Origin of the sequence: Aeromicrobium sp. UC242_57 (assembly GCF_044452305.1) — a bacterium.
In the GTDB taxonomy this organism is placed as follows: domain Bacteria; phylum Actinomycetota; class Actinomycetes; order Propionibacteriales; family Nocardioidaceae; genus Aeromicrobium.
Window position 1 is genome coordinate 948575 of record NZ_JBIOAM010000003.1, and the last position, 17140, is coordinate 965714.

Here is a 17140-nt window from a genome sequence, read left to right on the forward strand (position 1 = left end):
CCATAACTACCTCGTCAGGGGGATGGGGGTTAGGCGATCATGTCGAGGGTTTCGTTGCGGCGGGTGGAGTGGACGGGGCGGGGCTTGCCGAGGACCTCTTGGTACGCCAGCTTGAGCCGGTGGACGGCTTCGGTCAGGGTCTCGTGCGACTGCGTGTACGGGATGCGCAGGTGCCGCTCGGCTGCGGCGCTCGCATGCGAGAAGAACCGGGGGCCCGGCGTCAGCAGCAGGCCGTGACGGGCAGCTGCCGTGGTCAAGTTCGATGACATCCGTTCGGGCAGCGTGACCCACAGGTTGAGCCCGCCGGTGGGGCACGGCGCCTCGACGTCGGGCAGCTGGCCGGCGAGCTCGGCCAGGAGATGATCGCGAGCGCTGCGGAGTCGCGCCCGCCCGGCGGCCGCAGTCTGCCCGCCATCAGCCAACAGCTCGGCGACGACGAGCTGGTCGAAGGCCGACGTGCCGAGATCATCCATCATCCTGGCCTGCACGAGCGGCATGACCAGGTCGTGCGGTGCGCGGATCCACCCCACCCGAAGCCCGCCCCAGTACGCCTTCGACGACGATCCCATCAGGACGGCTCGCGAGTCGTACTTGGCGAAGACGGGGGGCACTCGACGCCGTCGAGATTGATCTCCCGGAGTGACTCATCGACGATGGGCACGACGTCGTGCCGTCGCATGGCATGCGCCCAGCGGGAGCGCTCGTCATCCGTCATGACAGCGGCGGTCGGGTTGTGGAAGTCGGGGATGAAGTACGCGGCCTGGTGCGGCGAGCCGTTCAGGACTGACGTCAGTGATTCGGGGTCCCACGGTGAGCTGTGGACGGGCAGCGGCGAGAGACGCCCGCCGACCGACTCGAACGCGTCGTGCGCGTGGGGATAGCTTCGTGCCCTCGACGACTATTCGTTGGCTGGGGGAGATCAGCGCCCGAACGAGCAGCGAGATGGCGCCCATCGCGCCGCTGGTCACGATGATCTGGCCGGGATCGGTCGCCAGGCCGCTGTCGGTGTACCTCTGGGCGAGGATCTCTCGCAGGACCGGGAGTCCGTCGGGCAGGTAGCCGGTCGTGGCGAGCAGCCCGGGAAGCTTGGCGACGGCCGCCTCGAAGGCTCGGGCCAGTCCTGGTGGGCCGACGGGCGCCGAGTAGGTCAAGGCGATGGTGTCGGCGTCGTCGGGCGTGATGATCAGGCTGCTGGCACTCGATGCCTGCAGTGGGACCCGCACGACGCTGCCGGAGCCTTGGCGTGAGTGCAGGATGCCGTTCTCGCGCAGCTCCGCATAGACCCGGGTCGTCGTGGTACGACTCACGCCGAGGGCCGTGGCGAGCTCGCGCTCGGACGGAAGTCGGCTGCCGTCGGCGACCCGGCCGTCGACGACGAGCAACCGGATCCGTTCGGCGATCAGGCGGTAGGCGGGGCCACCGCTGCCGAGATCGCCCAGCAGGCTGGCGAGACGGTGCGCGGAAAGTGTCACGGACATGAGGCCAGTGTTCCACAATTGGCTATGTATTCAAGGGCCAATCTGGTGCACGGTGGACCTATGAACGAGCTTCTTGTCGTGGTCGGGGTGATTGCCCTCGTGTGGACGGTCGTGCGCCTGTGGATCGTCATCGCCCGGGACGGCTACGGGTCGGTCCCGCCGCCACGCAGCCACCGTGAAGGCTCGGCACGTGGGCTGACCGTCAGCTCCAGCGATGAGGGGGCTCGTCGCGAGGCTCCTCCAGCTCATCGTGGGGGCTGTTCCTGTACGGGTTCACGATGGCGATGCTCGTCGAGTCCACCTTGGGGCTCGACCCCTGGGACGTGTTCCACGAAGGTGTCACCAACCAGGTCTCGCTGAGCTTCGGCCAGGTCGTCATCGCAACCGGCGCGGTGGTGCTCCTGCTGTGGATCCCGTTGCGCCAGATGCCGGGCATCGGAACTGTCCTGAACGTCGTGATCATCGGGCTCGCGGCCGATTTCGGCATCGCCGTGATCAGCCAGCCGGACGATCTCTGGCTACGGGTCCTGCTGCTGGTCGGGGGAGTCGTCGGCAACGCCTTCGCCGGCGCCCTCTACATCGGGGCAGCGCTGGGTCCGGGACCGCGTGACGGCTTGTGGCTCGGACTCGTCCGCCGCACAGGTCGCAGTGTCCGGCTCTGGCGCACCGTGATCGAGGTGACGGTGCTGGCGATCGGATTCGTGCTGGGTGGCACGGTCGGAGTCGGGACGGTCCTGTACGCCGTGACGATCGGCCCGCTCGTCCAGCTGTTCCTGCCGCTGACGTCGGTGCAGGTGCCCGAGAAGGTCAGCGTCGCGTCGCGATGATCAACGAGGCGTGGACGTCGATCAGCATCTCGACGGCTGCGAACCGCTCGTCGGTGAGCCACTGCTCGCGCACCGTGTCGACGCGGCCTTCGACGATCGGCGGCCAGTAGTCGGACGGGATGAAGTCGTCGAGGATCACGATCCCGCCGGGCTCCATCAGGTTCGCCAGGACGTCGACGCTCTCCATGACTTCGCGCACGTCGACGAACAGCATCGAGAACGGTGCGTACTGCTCGAGCGTCGACCAGTCGCCGGCGATGACGTCGACGTTGGGGGGTGTCGGCGAACATCTTCTGCACGTCACCGGCCAAGGCCGGATCGAGCTCGGCACTCACGACTCGAGCGGTCGTGGGCGCACCGCTGGAGAGCCAGGCTGATCCGACGCCGCACCCGGTGCCGAGCTCGGCCAGGGTTCCGGTGCGTGATGCTGCCAGCGAGGCGAGGAGGCGTCCGGTCTCGTTGCGGATCGAGGTGATGAATCCGCGTTGCCGGGAGAGGTCGAGAGCCCTCGCGACGAGATCAGGTACTTCGGCTGGGGCGCTCACGCGGCCAGTGTGTCACGTCGGTGCCCCTGGTCGAGGATCGGATGTCTCGTTGCGTGAGACGTGACCACAAGGTGAGACACGCGTGAAGAGGTGTGCCCGGTTCGTGGGTCGAGGGGCTACTCTTGTCTCATCATGCGGAAGCAGCTTGTAGTAATCGCTTGCCGCGGCAGGGCCTCTTAGGGCTACACCCTGCCGCGGAGTTTCGGCGTTGGCCCGCCGTTCCGCCGCAGGGTAGGTGATCTCGATCAGATCCCACACTCGCTGAACTCCTGGTGATCCCGGGTCGTTGGTGGCGTGCTGGACGGCGGACTCCCGTCGGACCCGCACCGCCTTTCACGTCCGAACTCACAGGAGATCATCATGGAACCGCAGCTGATGGAATCGGGGACCCGCGCACCTGCGCGACGACGCTCGTCCGCCGAGCCCGAGCTGTCCGAACGACCCGACGACAACTGACCGGATGTTGATACGTAAGTTTCACATCCTGAGACATCGACCGTAGAATGACGCCCATGACCAAGTCTTTCTCGCTCGCAGTTGTCGCCGGTGACGGCATCGGTCCCGAGGTCACCTCGCAGGCCCTCCAGGTGCTGAACACCGTCGCTCCCGCGCACGGACTCTCGTTCGCCACGTCGGACTACGACCTCGGTGCCCGTCGCTATCACGCGACCGGCGAGACGTTGCCGGTTCGGTGCTCGAGGAGATTCGCGGGCACGACGCGATTCTGCTCGGCGCGATCGGCGATCCGAGTGTGCCGTCGGGCGTGCTCGAGCGCGGTCTGCTGCTCAAGCTGCGGTTCGAGCTCGACCACTACGTCAACCTGCGTCCGTCGAAGCTGTTCAAGGGTGTGGGCTCACCGCTCGGCAACCCCGGCGACATCGACTTCGTGGTCGTGCGCGAAGGCACAGAAGGACCGTACGTCGGCAACGGCGGCGCCATCCGCGTCGGCACGCCGCACGAGCTCGCGACCGAGGTCAGCGTCAACACGGCGTTCGGTGTCGAGCGGGTCGTGCGCGATGCCTTCGCCCGCGCTCAAGCACGGCCTCGCCAGAAGCTGACGCTGGTGCACAAGAACAACGTCCTCGTGCACGCCGGTCATCTGTGGACCCGCACGGTCAATGCCATCGCGCCGGAGTTCCCCGACGTGACGGTCGACTACTTGCACGTCGATGCCGCCACGATCTTCCTGGTGACTGATCCGGCGCGCTTCGACGTCATCGTCACCGACAACCTGTTCGGTGACATCTTGACCGACCTCGCTGCCGCGATCACCGGTGGTATCGGTCTGGCCGCGAGTGGAAACGTCAACCCTGACGGCACTGCACCCAGCATGTTCGAACCCGTCCACGGCTCGGCTCCCGACATCGCTGGACAGTCCAAGGCCGATCCGACGGCTGCGATCCTGTCTGCCGGTCTGCTGCTCGACCACCTGGGCTTCCCCGAGGCTGCTGCGCAGATCACTGCCGCAGTCGAGGCCGACATCGCCGCGCGCGGCGCAGCACAACGTACGACCGAGGAGGTGGAGAGGCCATCACGCAGCGTGTCACGGATCTGGGTGCGGCCGCGGGCGTACCGGTCGCCTGACCGTTTCTCCCATCGAACCCAGAAAGTTGTAGCGTGACAAGCATGACCTCCCAACCCTTCGCATCCACGTTCACGCCCAATCCGGCGCCCAGGAGCGCCGACGAACGTGCTGCGATCCTGGCCGAGCCCGGTTTCGGCAACTACTTCACCGACCACATGTTCCTGTCCGAGTGGACCCCCGACACCGGGTGGGCCGACGCGCGCGTCGTCCCCTACGGTCCGCTCCAGATCGATCCGGCGACAGCCGTCCTGCACTATGCGCAGGAGATCTTCGAGGGCATGAAGGCGTACGTCCACGATGACGGTTCGGTCTGGCTGTTCCGTCCCGAGGCCAATGGCGAGCGCATGCAGCGTTCAGCCCACCGTCTGGCCCTGCCCGAGCTGCCGCTCGACTGGTTCATCGGATCGATCGAGGCGTTGCTCGCTGCCGATCGCGAGTGGATCCCGGCCGGCGGCGAGAAGAGCCTGTACCTGCGACCGTTCATGTTCGCGTCCGAGGTGTTCCTCGGTGTCCGGCCGAGCCAGCACGTGACCTACTCGGTCATCGCCTCACCAGCCGGTGCCTACTTCGCGGGGGAGATGCAGGCAGTCTCCATCTGGTTGTCGTCGGAGTACTCGCGTGCGGGTGCCGGTGGCACCGGCGCGGCCAAGTGTGGAGGCAACTACGCCGCGAGCCTGCTGCCGCAGCAGGAGGCAAGCGCGCACGGGTGCGCACAGGTCGCGTTCCTCGACTCGGTCGAGCAGAAGTGGATCGAAGAGCTGGGCGGCATGAACCTGTACTTCGTGAAGTCCGACGGCTCGATCGTCACCCCTAGCTGTCGGGCTCGATCCTCGAAGGCGTCACCCGTGACTCGATCATGCAGATCGCCCGCGACCTGGGTCATGAGGTCGTCGAGCGCAGGATCTCGATCGACGAGTGGCGTGAGGGTGCGGCCGACGGCACGATCTCCGAGGTCTTCGCCTGTGGCACCGCAGCGGTCGTCACACCGGTCAAGTCTCTGAAGTGGGACGGTGGCGAGGCCGTCAGCGGCGACGGTGAGCCGGGCAAGATCACGACCGATATCCGGTCGGCACTGGTCGACATCCAGTACGGCCGGGCCGAGGACAAGCACGGCTGGTTGCGTCAGGTCAGCGCCTGACGCGCAGCTCCTGAACGGGTACGTTCTGGTTACTCCTGGGTAGCGGCAGCGGGGCAGCACCACCTGCCCACCACCTTCACCACTTTGGATCCAATCTGTGATCAACTGGACTGGAGAAGCTGCCCCTACCTAGGAGAATCCATGTCCGACGCCACACGATCCGAGCATGACCTGATCGGAGACCGTGAGGTTCCACTCGACGCGTACTGGGGTGTCCACACCCTTCGTGCGCTCGAGAACTTCCCCATCACCGGCATCCCCATCGGCACGAGCCCCTACCTGGTCGCGGCGCTCGCCTCGGTCAAGCAGGCCGCCGCCGCAGCCAACAACGAGCTGGGACTGCTCGATGACGAGCGGTACGGTGCGATCCGCAGCGCCTGTGAAGAGATCCGGGGCGGTGCGCTCGTCGACGAGTTCGTCGTCGACGTGATCCAGGGTGGCGCAGGCACGTCGACCAACATGAATGCCAACGAGGTCATCGCCAACCGGGCGCTGGAGATCCTGGGGCACAAGAAGGGCGACTACGCCTTCATCCACCCCAACGAGCACGTCAATCTCAGCCAGTCGACCAATGACGTCTACCCGACGGCGGTCAAGATCGCGATCATCCTCGCGACCCACGACCTGCTGGCCGCGATGGAAGTTCTCGAGACGTCCTTCGCCCGCAAGGCCGACGAGTTCCATGACGTGCTGAAGATGGGGCGCACCCAGCTCCAGGACGCCGTGCCGATGACGTTGGGACAGGAGTTCCGCACCTACTCGCTCATGATCGGCGAGGACCGGGCGCGGCTCAGCGAGGCAGTGCTGCTGCTGCACGAGATCAACCTCGGCGCGACGGCGATCGGCACCCAGCTCAATGCACCCGCCGGCTACGTCCCGATCGCGTGCGGACACCTGGCCGAGCTGACCGGTCTTCCGCTGGAGACGGCCGTCGACCTGATCGAGGCGACCCAGGACTGTGGTGCCTTCGTGCAGCTGTCCGGGACCCTCAAGCGAGTGGCGGTCAAGCTCTCGAAGATCTGCAACGACCTGCGTCTGCTGTCATCCGGTCCGCGCGCGGGATTCAACGAGATCAACCTGCCGCCGGTCCAGGCGGGGTCGAGCATCATGCCCGGCAAGGTCAATCCGGTGATCCCCGAGGTCGTCAACCAGGTCGCCTTCCAGGTCATCGGCCACGACATGACGGTCACGATGGCTGCCGAAGGTGGTCAGCTCCAGCTCAACGCCTTCGAGCCGGTCATCTGCTACTCGTTGTCGGCCGGAATCTCACGGTTGCGGGAGGCCGTGCTGGTGCTCGCGACGCGTTGCGTCGACGGCATCACCGCGAACGAGGCGTTGCTGCGCAGCGAGGTCGAGAACTCGATCGGCCTGGTCACAGCACTGAATCCCTATATCGGGTACGCCGCCGCCACCGAGGTGGCGATGGAGGCCTTGCAGTCGGGACGTGGTGTGGCCGATCTCGTCCTCGAACGAGGTCTGCTGCCGCGCGAGAAGCTCGAGGCGATCTTGCGACCCGAGGTCCTGGCCAATCTCGCACCGCGTCCCGAGACGACTCCGTAAGGTCGGTCCCGCCCGGCGGTCAGGCGAAGATTGCCGTGGCGGGGTCGCCTCGCAGATGGACCAGGAGCGATCCGGACATCGCGTCGTACTCGATGGCGGCGACGATCGACCGGTCCTTCGGCGTCTCGATCGCATCGGGTTCGCCGAGCCCGTAGGCGATGTCGCGCAGCGTGATCGTGGCATCGCCGACGGGGTCGTTGGCCGGCCACTCCGCGATGAGGCGGTGCACGAGGCCTGCCAGCACGGCGCTGTACATCGCGTGACGTGACTGGTCGACGCCCGTCATCACGATCTCGGGCAGTCCGAAGGACGTCAGTCCCACCGTGAGCAGCTCGGAGTGGTTGAGCGAGGCGTAGTCGACGACGTACCACTGGGTTGCCTGGGCGAGAGACACCGACCGTGAGGACTGCTCGATCACGCGGGGGATCGTCAGGTCGATCACGACCCCGTCATGGGCCTCGGCCAGCTCGAGCGCCTCGATGCGGGCGTCGCGCTGCACGAAGGCAGCGTCGTCGATCGACGTCCCGCGCATGACCAGCCACTGGTGGGGGCGGGTCCGCAGGCGCAGGAGCGCCTCGGGGGACGTCCCGTAGTGCCGCAGCAGCTCGAGGGCGGGCATCGCGACGGGATCGACGGAGCCGAGGGACTCACTGGTCATGACGGCGTACATGACATGGGGCCCCGTCGTGCGGGGACGGGTCTGGCGGTCATAACTCGATCAGTCTAGACTGACCCGCATGCAGAGCATCTCGATCATTATCGACAGGCGCGCCGGGAACTGAAGTTCACCCCCCGACGCGCTGCCTCCCACACCCTGGGGGCTTTTTTGTTTCTCTGACACAGCACAGCAAGCCAGCACGAGCAAGCCACCACGAGCGCAGCACCCAGGACGAAGGACGACGCAGTGAGCACAGCCCCCGTGAGCCCCGGTCAGCAGCAGGTCAGCGACTTCCACGTCTACGACACGACGATGCGTGACGGTGCGCAGCAAGAAGGACTCAACCTCTCGGTGCAGGACAAGCCGCATCGCCCGGCATCTCGACGATCTTGGCGTCGGCTACATCGAGGGAGGGTGGCCGGGCTCCAACCCCAAGGACACCGAGTTCTTCCGCATGGCGGCCGAGGAGCTCGACCTGCGACATGCGACGCTCGCGGCTTTCGGCTCGACCCGCAAGGCCGGGGTGCGCGCCGCGGACGATGCGCAGGTTGCAGCGCTGCGCGACTCGGGTGCGCCGGTCGTGACCCTGGTGGCCAAGAGCCACGACCGTCACGTCGAGCTCGCTCTCCGCACGACGCTGGACGAGAACCTCGCGATGGTGCGTGACTCCGTGACCCACCTGCGCGACGAGGGCCAACGGGTCTTCGTCGACCTCGAGCACTTCTTCGACGGCTACCGCGCCAACCGCGACTATGCGCTCGAGGTCGTGCGCACCGCGGCCGAGGCCGGGGCGGAGGTCGCGGTGCTGTGCGACACCAATGGCGGCATGCTGCCGCATTGGGTGTCCGAGATCGTCGCCGACGTCGCGACGACGGGTGCCCGTCTCGGGATCCACGCCCACAACGACACGGGCTGCGCGGTCGCCAACTCGATGGCTGCGGTGCAGGCGGGAGTGACCCATCTGCAGGGGTGCATCAACGGCTACGGCGAGCGGACGGGCAATGCCGACCTCGTCACGTGCATCGCCAACCTCGAGCCGAGCTGGGCATGCCGGTCCTGCCGCCGGGCCACCTGGCCGAGGCGACCCGGATCTCCCACGCCATCTCCGAGATCACCAACTACCCGCCGCATGCCCGACAGCCGTACACGGGTGTCTCGTCCTTCGCGCACAAGGCAGGGCTGCACGCCAGCGCGATCCGGGTCGACCCCGACCTGTACCAGCACATCGATCCGTCACTCGTCGGCAACGACATGCGGCTGCTCGTCTCAGAGATGGCGGGCCGGGCCACGATCGAGCTCAAGGGCGAGGAGGCTGGGCTACGACCTCGCGGGGGAGCCAGAGCGCTTGGCCCGACTGACCGACCTAGTCAAGGCCAAGGAGCAGGCCGGTTACACGTTCGAGGCCCGCAGATGCCTCGTTCGAGCTCTTGCTGGCCGAGGAGATGGATGGCGCCCGGCCGTCGTTCTTCACGGTCGAGTCGTGGCGGGTGCTCGCCGAGTCGGTGCGCAGCGACGAAGCGGTGGCCGAGGCCACGGTCAAGCTGACCGCAGGCGGCGTCCGGCTGGCCGTCATCGGTGAGGGCAACGGACCCGTCAACGCGCTCGACCACGCGCTCCGGCAGGCCATCGAGCAGGTCTATCCCGATGTCGCACGATTCCACCTGACCGACTTCCGGGTACCGGATCCTCGACCAGGGGCACGGCACAGATGCCACGACCCGCGTGCTGATCGAGACGACGGACGGCAAGAACGTGTGGGTCACGGTGGGAGTGGGGGCCGAACATCATCGAGGCGTCCTGGGAGGCACTCGTCGATGCCATGACGTACGGACTGCGGATGCACGGCGTGCAGCCCTTCATCACCGGCTGACCAGCACAGGCTGATCCTGACGGGCTGAGCCGGCGATTGCGCTGCGCGCTCAGGACTGCGACCGTGATCTCGTGAACGAGCGCGGACGGCGTTGGGCGGTCTTCGGACCTGTCTTCGTGACGCTCGCGCTGGCGGGAGTGATCGGTGTCATGGTCGTGGTGCAGAACCACGCGCAGGCCGACCGGGTCGCCGAGGCCGACCGGGCAGCCGAGGAATTCGTCGGGCAGGTCGGTGCCCTGCACAGCGAGGTCGTCGAGGCGATCAACGACTCGAACGCGGACGACCCGGGAGACCTGGTCGGCGTCGTCGATGCCGCGATCGCCGATCCACCGAGCCTGGACGATGCTCCGCCGGACGGCATCGAGCGGTCGGCTGCGTACGCCGAGGCGACTCGGCTGGAGCAGTCGTTCCTGACGCCCTACCGAGACCTGCGTCGTGAGCTGCGGCGCGCCGATGTGGCCCTGGAGTTCATCCGGGCCTGCCGAGATGCGCTGACCTTCCAGGTCACTGATCACGTCGGCTACGGGGTGCTGCGAGACAGCAGGCCCGTCCGCGAGCGGCTGATCCCGGCCTTGGTTCGCGCCCGCGGGGACTTCGAGGACGTCCGGGTGCCGCGCGGTCAGGATCAGCTTGCGCGCGACGTCGTCGCGGCGCTGCAGCACGTCATCGACGAGGCGACCCGGCTGGCCGGACGAATCGATGCCGGTCGCAGCTACTTCTTCAGCTATGCCGAACGGTTCAGGACCGTGGCAGTCGCCGTCGACGACTACGCCATCGTCGTCAAGGGCGATGTGGTCGAGGCGATCAACGCGGTGGCCACGGCGCGGTAGGCGACGAATCGCCACGATGTCTACGAGGCCAGGCCATCGGGGTGCACGATGTCGATCTCGCCGATGCGGTCGAAGTCGCGCCGGTTGCCGGTCACGAACCTGTCGGCTCCCACCGCGATCGCCGTGGCCAGGTGGAGGGCGTCGGGAGTCTTGAGGTGATACTTGGCGCGCAGTGCTGCGCCGATCGTGGCGATCCGTGCGTCGACGGGTACCAGCTGGAGAGAGGCGATCAGCTCGTGAACCCGCAAGGCGGAGGGTGTTGCCGGGCCAAGGGCCAGGGCCTCGGACAGGATGAGGGTGGAACCGACTCCGGAGATGTCGCCAGAGCGTGACTCATGGGCCTCGACGAGGATCTGACCCCTCGGATCACCGACACTGGCATAGATCAGCACGTCGGTGTCGAAGGCGTCCATCTACCAGGAATCGCGATCGGCTCGCAGACCTGACACCAAGGCGTCGGCCGGGGGCGCGTCGGGATCAGGCGGGGAGAGTTTTCTACGACGTGCGAGATCGAGCTCGACCGAGATGCGATCGGCGGCCTGCATGATGTCGGCCGTGCGCGGGCTGGGCATGGCCGGCTTGACCAGCCGTGCCGCCGGCCTGCCGTTGCGGGTGATGACGACCTCGCCGCCGCGCTCGACCTCGTCGAGCAGAGCCGCGAGCTCGGCGCGTGCCTTGCTGATGGGATAGACCGTCATGTACGTCACTGTACGTTGATGTACATCCTGGGAGAAGCTCTCCCTCATGGCCGTGCGAGAACCGCGAAAGCGCTCGGTAGGATCACGAGCGCTCGGGGGACACGAGCATGGGGAGAAGAGATGAAGAAGATCGCGGGCGCCATGGCGCTCGGAGTAGTCCTGGCCGCCGGGAGTGTCACGGCAGCCGAGGCAGCGCCGAAATCGTTCAAGGTGACGGTCAAGCTGTCGAAGTCGACCGCTGACCTCGGTTCCAAGGTCACGGTCAGCGGAAAGGTATCGGGGCAGAGCGCCAAGGGCCTGAAGGGTTCCAAGGTCACGGTCCAGCGCAAGTATGCAGGTGGCAGGTGGGGCAAGGTCGGAACGGCGAAGATCAAGTCGAACCGCAGCTTCGCGCTGACGACCAAGCTCGTCAAGGGCGGCAACACGAGCTTCCGGGTCGTGAAGGCCAAGTCGGGCAAGGTCAGGGCCGGCACGAGTGTGGCTCGTACGACGGCGGTCTACAAGTGGATCGACCTGACGACGGCGCCGCACTTCGCGGCCACTGCGGGTGCGCGGAACGTCAGTGTGACGATGGGAGGCAAGAGCCATCCTCGCGCCCTGCAGAGCTTCGACTCGATGGTGGTGATGTTCAAGTCGGCGAAGGCCTGCACGACGTTCACGACCGTGACCGGGTTCCGCGACAAGGACAAGGCCGGTGCAGACCCGGCTGCGAAGCAGCAGCTGGAGGTCGGTGGACTTAGCCTGTCGGCCCCCGGTCCTGCGACACCTGTGGAGTTCGAGACGACGCTGAACCAGGTCGTGAAACGGTCGGTGTCGATCGCGGGTACCGACTTCGTGCAGGTCTATGCCGGGGCGACTGGTGGTGAGGTCGCGGTGCTGGCATCACCCGAGGTGCGTTGCAATCTCGACACCCTGCCTGCCTTCAACATCGAAGACATCGTGAGCAGGTGTCGAGGCTGCTGGGAAGGCGAGTCATCGGCACGTGATCGATACCGGCGTCGTCGAAGTTGGGGCCGGTCCGCACGTAGCCGAATGACTCGTACCACCGCTCGAGGTACGCCTGCGCGTTGAGGTGCAGGCTCTGGTCACCCCAGAGCCTGCTCACCTCGGCCATCAGGCGTCCGGAGAGTCCCCGGCCGCGATGGTCCTTGCGGGTGCAGACCCGTCCGACGTGGGGCTCGCCGTCCGCCACGTACACCCGCAGGTAAGCTCGTGGGCCCGTGGACGTCGGCGAGCCACAGGTGGGTCGTGGTCGCCAGCAGGTCGAGCCCGTCGACATCGACGTCCTCGACGTGCTGCTCGAAGGCGAAGACCGCATCGCGGATCTTCCAGATGTCGTAGACGTCTTGCGCCGTCAGCTGGTCGCCGGCGACGATGCGGACGTTCATGCGCAGTCCGAGCAGGTCCCGAAGATCTCGAGCGTGTGCGCGACGTCGCGGAAGCCGTTCTCGTCGGCGATCTTGTCGGCCCACCGTTCGACCGTCGGACCCTCGACCTCGACGGTGCGACCGCACGCGCGGCACACCAGGTGGTGGTGGTGTCCGGCGCTGCACTGGCGGTAGAGGACCTCGCCGTCGTCATTGCGAAGTGCATCGACCTCGGCCGCATCGGCCAGTGCCTGCAGGCTGCGATACACCGTCGACAGGCCGACGGACTCGCCGCGTTTCTTGAGGATGTCGTGGATCTCCTGCGCGCTCGCGAAACCGTCGAGATCTTCGAGGATCGCGACGACGGCACGGCGCTGGCGGGTGTTGCGCGGGGCTTCGACCATGAACTTCTCCTCAGGTTGCTTCCACGCGGTGACGGCGTGCATTGCCCCGGCTACGGATCGCCGCGGCGACCGACGCGAGGGCGAAGATGACGAGGGCCACCAGCACGATGGTAGGCCCGGGCTGCGTCTCGATCTGGTAGCTCGTGACGAGGCCACCGACGGCGGCGATCAGTCCGATCAGGATCGCGGCCAGGTGGGTCGTGCGGAAGCTGCCGGTCAGTTGTTGCGATGCGGCCACCGGCACGACCATGAGCGCCGAGACGAGCAGCAGCCCGACGGTACGCATCGCCACGGTGATCGTCACAGCCGCCAGTATCGCAATCAGGATGCTGTAGAGCCGCACGGGGACGCCGCTGACCTGGGCGTGCTCCTCGTCCTGGCAGACCGCGAAGAGCTGGGGAGACAGGCCCAGCGACAGTCCGATCACGACGACGCCCAGGATGCCCACGACGACGAGGTCGCTCGATGACACCGTCGTGATCGCCCCGAACAGGTAGGCGTTGAGACCGCTGGAAGCTCTCGTCGGCGAGATTCATCAGCAGGATGCCGCCGGCGATGCCGCCGTAGAACAGCATCGCGAGAGCGACGTCGGCGCTGGTGCGGGCATACATCCGCAGCAGCTCGATGACGATCGCTCCAAGAGAGGCGACGATGACGGCGGTGAGGATCGGCGCGACGCCGGTGAGCACGCCCAAGGCGACGCCGGTCAGTGCCACGTGACCGAGGCCGTCGCCGAGCAGCGCCAGCCGACGTTGGACCAGGAACGTGCCGATGGCCGGGGCGGCCAGCCCCGTGAACACGGCAGCGACCAGGGCTCGGCGCATGAAGTCGTAGTCGAGCATCTCGATCATGCGGTGACCTCGTAGAAGTGGGCCGTGTGGTTCAGGTGCTGATGCTCTGTCATCGCCAGATTCCCTCTGCGCTGAAGCCGTCGGGCCGGTCGGGCTCGCCGCCGTGCCGATGGACGTGCGAGTGCTCGTCGTCGCGCACCGCGTCGACCGGTCCGTCATAGGAGACTTCGCCGAACTTCAGCACGACGGCTCGGTCGATGAGTGGACGCAATGGTCCGAGCTCGTGGGCGACGAGCAGCACGGAGGTGCCTTCGTGGACCAGGCCGGCCAGCAGCTCTGCCAAGGACTCCTGGTTGTCGTGGTCGACTCCGGCGGTTGGCTCGTCCATGATCAGGAGCTCGGCCTGGGAGGCCAGGGCGCGGGCGATCAGGGCGCGCTGCTGCTGGCCACCGGACATCTCGCTGACCGACGACCGTGACCGGTCGGCGAGCCCGACCCGGGAGATCGCAGCCTGGACCGCAGCGACGTCGTCCTTGGTGCGCCACCCGACGAAGCGGCGCCGCGCCAGGCGTCCGCTCATGACGACTTCCTGCACGGTGGCCGGGACGCCGGCGACCGCGCGGGTGCGCTGCGGCACGTAGCCGAGCCGTTGGCGGTCGCGGAACTTGGCCAGGGGAGTGCCGGAAGAGCTCGACGCTCCCGGCGCTGCTGGGTACCAGCCCGACGGCGGCGCGCACGAGCGTCGACTTGCCCGAGCCGTTGGAGCCCAGCAGTGCGACGAACTCGCCGGCAGCCACGTCGAGGTCGACCTGTCGCAGGACAGGTCGACCGTCGAGTGCGACGGTGAGGCCCCGCACGGCCAGGGGTTGCTCCGCAGGCAGCTCGCTCATTCGCAGGTGTTCGCCTTCTCCAGTGCCTCGAGGTTGTTCTGCATGAGGGTCAGATAGGTCTCGTCCTGGGTGTTCTTGGACAAGCCTTCGATGGGATCGAGCGTAGCGGTCACCGCACCGGTCTCGTTCGCGATGGTGTCGGAGATGGCCGGGCTCACGAGCTTTCGGTGAAGATCGTGGTGATCTTCTCCTTGCGCACCAGCTGGGTGATGGCGGCCAGCTGGGACGGGGAGGGCTCGTTGCTGGGGTCGATGCCGGCGATCGCGACCTGTTGCAGGTCGTAGCGTGCCGCGAGGTACTGGAAGGCGGCGTGGCTCGTGACGATCGTGCGGGTGCGGCAGGTCTCCAGGCCGGTCTTGAAAGCGGTGTCGAGGTCGGTGAGCTCGGCGATCAGGCGGTCGGCATTGGCCTTGAACTCGGCGGCGTGGGCCGGATCGGCTGCGGCGAGGCGGGTCGAGATGCCCTGGGCGAACAGGACCATGTTGGTCGGGTCGAGCCAGGTGTGCGGGTCGTCCTCGCCGTGGTCGTGGCCGTCATCGGCGTGATGGTCGTCGTGCTCACCCTCGTCGTGCTCGTCCTCCGCGAGTGCCGGCTTGAGCGAGACCAGCGAGGCGGCGTCGAGGAGGTCGTCGTCCGAACGATCTGCCTGGTCGACGGCTTCGTCGACTGCGGTCTGGAATCCCGACTGGTACAGCACCAGGTCGGCATCCTGCACGGAGGCGACCTGCTTGGGCTTGGGCTCGACGTCGTGGGCCTCGACGCCTGGGTCGTCAGGTTGCTGACGTCGACGAAGGAGCCCCCGACCTGCTCGGCGACGAAGGCCAAGGGATAGAACGACGCGACCACGGAGATCTTGCCGTCATCCTTCGCATCGGTTCCACAGGCGGCAAGGAGGGCGACGAGCGGAATCGACGCAAGCAGGGCGAGGGACTTCTTCATGGGAATCATTCTCAAACAAAGTGGGAATGATTGTCAATCCAGGATGACCGGTCCCGGGTGTGAGATGGCTCGCCGGTATCCTCGGATGCACCTCGGGCGTCCCTCATCACGATGACGGACCAAGGCCCGCCGACACCCAGCCGGATTGGAACATCCCTCATGGCATCAACCGTCGACAACGTCATCAGCCTCAGCAAGCGCAGGGGATTCGTCTACCAGTGCGGCGAGATCTACGGCGGCACCAAGTCAGCGTGGGACTACGGACCGCTCGGCGTCGAGCTCAAGGACAACATCAAGAAGCAGTGGTGGCGCTCGATGGTCCAGGGCCGCGACGACGTCGTGGGCCTCGACTCCTCGGTCATCCTGCCCACTGCGGTGTGGAACGCCTCCGGCCATCTCGCCGCATTCGTCGACCCGCTGGTCGAGTGCCAGAGCTGCCACAAGCGCTACCGCCAGGACCACCTGCAAGAGGCGTATGCAGAGAAGAAGAACATCGACGACCCCGACTCGGTCACCATGGATCTCATTGTCTGCGCGGCCTGCGGCACCCGCGGCCAGTGGACCGAGCCGAAGATGTTCAACGGCCTGCTCAAGACGTTCCTCGGCCCGGTCGAGTCCGAGGAGGGCCTGCACTACCTGCGGCCCGAGACGGCCCAGGGCATCTTCATCAACTTCTCGCAGGTCATGACGACCGCGCGCAAGAAGCCGCCGTTCGGCATCGGCCAGATCGGCAAGAGCTTCCGCAACGAGATCACGCCGGGCAACTTCATCTTCCGCACCCGCGAGTTCGAGCAGATGGAGATGGAGTTCTTCGTCGAGCCCGGAACCGACGAGGAGTGGCAAGAGACCTGGATGCAGATCCGCATGGACTGGTACACCGGGCTCGGCATCAACCCCGAGAACCTGCGCTTCTTCGAGCACCCCGCCGAGAAGCTGTCGCACTACTCCAAGCGCACCGTCGACATCGAGTACAAGTTCGAGTTCGCCGGTTCGACCTGGGGTGAGCTCGAGGGCATCGCCAACCGCACCGACTTCGACCTCAAGACCCACAGCGAGCACTCCGGCAAGGACCTGCAGTACTTCGACCAGGCCAACAACACCCGCTGGACGCCGTACGTCATCGAGCCTGCTGCCGGCGTCAACCGGTCGATGATGGCCTTCCTGATCGACGCGTACGTCGAGGAAGAGGTGCCCAACGCCAAGGGCGGCACCGACAAGCGCACCGTGCTCAAGCTCGATCACCGGCTGGCCCCCGTCAAGGCGGCCGTCCTGCCGTTGTCGCGCAACGAAGAGCTGTCACCCAAGGCGCGTGCCCTGGCCGCCGAGCTGCGTGGGTTCTGGAACATCGAGTTCGATGACGCCCAGGCAATCGGCAAGCGCTACCGTCGCCAGGACGAGATCGGCACGCCGCACTGCATCACGGTCGACTTCGAGACGCTCGAGGACCAGGCGGTCACGATCCGCTCGCGCGACACGATGCAGCAGGAGCGCATCGCGCTCGACCAGGTCACGGCCTACCTTGCGGCGCGCCTGCCCGGTTGCTGAACCGTTCGTGGCAGA

Annotated in this window: 15 protein-coding genes and 6 pseudogenes; 7 read left to right on the forward strand and 14 right to left on the reverse strand. The window is 66.7% G+C overall.

Annotation, left to right across the window (positions count from 1 at the left end):
- Nucleotides 1-29: 29 nt before the first annotated feature.
- A complete protein-coding gene (locus ACHMWU_RS16005; RefSeq protein WP_396045108.1) occupies nt 30-611 on the reverse strand; it encodes a hypothetical protein in 582 nt (193 codons plus the stop codon).
- Nucleotides 612-704: 93 nt separating this feature from the next.
- Nucleotides 705-1478 (reverse strand): GntR family transcriptional regulator, encoded by a 774-nt coding sequence (locus ACHMWU_RS16010; RefSeq protein WP_396045110.1) that lies wholly within the window; start codon nt 1476-1478, stop codon nt 705-707.
- A gap of 278 nt (nt 1479-1756) precedes the next feature.
- Between ACHMWU_RS16010 and ACHMWU_RS16015 the strand changes: the two genes are divergently transcribed.
- Nucleotides 1757-2305 carry a YitT family protein gene (locus tag ACHMWU_RS16015; protein WP_396045112.1) on the forward strand — a complete coding sequence of 183 codons (549 nt, stop codon included), beginning with the start codon at nt 1757-1759 and terminating at the stop codon, nt 2303-2305.
- Here ACHMWU_RS16015 and ACHMWU_RS16020 read toward each other — a convergent pair.
- Nucleotides 2286-2636 (reverse strand): hypothetical protein, encoded by a 351-nt coding sequence (locus ACHMWU_RS16020; RefSeq protein WP_396045114.1) that lies wholly within the window; start codon nt 2634-2636, stop codon nt 2286-2288. The genes ACHMWU_RS16015 and ACHMWU_RS16020 overlap by 20 nt on opposite strands.
- A gap of 726 nt (nt 2637-3362) precedes the next feature.
- Here ACHMWU_RS16020 and ACHMWU_RS16025 point away from each other — a divergent pair.
- The 3 genes and pseudogenes from ACHMWU_RS16025 to ACHMWU_RS16035 all read left to right on the forward strand — a co-directional run bounded on the left by ACHMWU_RS16025 (nt 3363) and on the right by ACHMWU_RS16035 (nt 7133).
- Nucleotides 3363-4471 (forward strand): annotated as a pseudogene (locus tag ACHMWU_RS16025) (3-isopropylmalate dehydrogenase).
- Nucleotides 4472-4476: 5 nt separating this feature from the next.
- A pseudogene (locus tag ACHMWU_RS16030) lies at nt 4477-5573 on the forward strand (branched-chain amino acid aminotransferase).
- A 141-nt stretch (nt 5574-5714) separates the two neighbouring features.
- Nucleotides 5715-7133 carry an aspartate ammonia-lyase gene (locus ACHMWU_RS16035; RefSeq protein ID WP_396045116.1) on the forward strand — a complete coding sequence of 473 codons (1419 nt, stop codon included), beginning with the start codon at nt 5715-5717 and terminating at the stop codon, nt 7131-7133.
- A 19-nt stretch (nt 7134-7152) separates the two neighbouring features.
- Here the strand turns inward: ACHMWU_RS16035 and ACHMWU_RS16040 are convergent, their stop codons facing one another.
- Nucleotides 7153-7791: a hypothetical protein gene (locus ACHMWU_RS16040; RefSeq protein WP_396045118.1), complete on the reverse strand. Its 639-nt coding sequence runs from the start codon at nt 7789-7791 to the stop codon at nt 7153-7155.
- Between the two features lie 312 nt (nt 7792-8103).
- Between ACHMWU_RS16040 and cimA the strand changes: the two are divergent.
- Both cimA and ACHMWU_RS16050 read left to right on the forward strand, forming a co-directional pair.
- Nucleotides 8104-9661 (forward strand): annotated as a pseudogene (gene cimA, locus ACHMWU_RS16045) (citramalate synthase).
- 71 nt (nt 9662-9732) lie between these two features.
- Complete coding sequence (locus tag ACHMWU_RS16050) at nt 9733-10491, forward strand: hypothetical protein (protein WP_396045120.1); 759 nt, start codon at nt 9733-9735, stop codon at nt 10489-10491.
- A gap of 20 nt (nt 10492-10511) precedes the next feature.
- Here the strand turns inward: ACHMWU_RS16050 and ACHMWU_RS16055 are convergent, their stop codons facing one another.
- The 10 genes and pseudogenes from ACHMWU_RS16055 to ACHMWU_RS16100 all read right to left on the reverse strand — a co-directional run bounded on the left by ACHMWU_RS16055 (nt 10512) and on the right by ACHMWU_RS16100 (nt 15356).
- A complete protein-coding gene (locus tag ACHMWU_RS16055) occupies nt 10512-10904 on the reverse strand; it encodes a type II toxin-antitoxin system VapC family toxin (protein WP_396045122.1) in 393 nt (130 codons plus the stop codon).
- The gene (locus ACHMWU_RS16060) at nt 10905-11189 is read right to left on the reverse strand and encodes a type II toxin-antitoxin system Phd/YefM family antitoxin (RefSeq protein WP_396045124.1); all 285 of its coding nucleotides are present in this window, start codon (nt 11187-11189) and stop codon (nt 10905-10907) included.
- Nucleotides 11190-12111: 922 nt separating this feature from the next.
- Nucleotides 12112-12387: a GNAT family N-acetyltransferase gene (locus ACHMWU_RS16065; protein ID WP_396046823.1), complete on the reverse strand. Its 276-nt coding sequence runs from the start codon at nt 12385-12387 to the stop codon at nt 12112-12114.
- Nucleotides 12275-12577, reverse strand: coding sequence for a hypothetical protein (locus tag ACHMWU_RS16070; RefSeq protein WP_396047014.1), 303 nt, complete (start codon nt 12575-12577; stop codon nt 12275-12277). Before ACHMWU_RS16070 ends, ACHMWU_RS16065 begins: the two co-directional genes overlap by 113 nt.
- Entirely contained in the window at nt 12574-12960 is a 387-nt protein-coding gene (locus ACHMWU_RS16075) for a Fur family transcriptional regulator (protein WP_396045126.1), read from the reverse strand. Before ACHMWU_RS16075 ends, ACHMWU_RS16070 begins: the two co-directional genes overlap by 4 nt.
- A gap of 10 nt (nt 12961-12970) precedes the next feature.
- Complete coding sequence (locus ACHMWU_RS16080) at nt 12971-13432, reverse strand: metal ABC transporter permease (protein ID WP_396045128.1); 462 nt, start codon at nt 13430-13432, stop codon at nt 12971-12973.
- A gap of 106 nt (nt 13433-13538) precedes the next feature.
- A pseudogene (locus ACHMWU_RS16085) lies at nt 13539-13970 on the reverse strand (metal ABC transporter permease); the annotation flags it as partial.
- The gene (locus ACHMWU_RS16090) at nt 13861-14388 is read right to left on the reverse strand and encodes a metal ABC transporter ATP-binding protein (protein WP_396045130.1); all 528 of its coding nucleotides are present in this window, start codon (nt 14386-14388) and stop codon (nt 13861-13863) included. The gene ACHMWU_RS16090 and the pseudogene ACHMWU_RS16085, both read right to left, overlap by 110 nt.
- A 97-nt stretch (nt 14389-14485) precedes the next feature.
- Nucleotides 14486-14641, reverse strand: a pseudogene (locus ACHMWU_RS16095) (ATP-binding cassette domain-containing protein); the annotation flags it as partial.
- Nucleotides 14638-15356, reverse strand: a pseudogene (locus tag ACHMWU_RS16100) (metal ABC transporter substrate-binding protein). The pseudogenes ACHMWU_RS16095 and ACHMWU_RS16100, both read right to left, overlap by 4 nt.
- 383 nt (nt 15357-15739) lie before the next feature.
- On the opposite strand from ACHMWU_RS16100, the gene ACHMWU_RS16105 reads away from it, so the two are divergent.
- Nucleotides 15740-17125: a glycine--tRNA ligase gene (locus ACHMWU_RS16105; RefSeq protein WP_396045132.1), complete on the forward strand. Its 1386-nt coding sequence runs from the start codon at nt 15740-15742 to the stop codon at nt 17123-17125.
- The last annotated feature ends 15 nt before the right edge of the window (nt 17126-17140 follow it).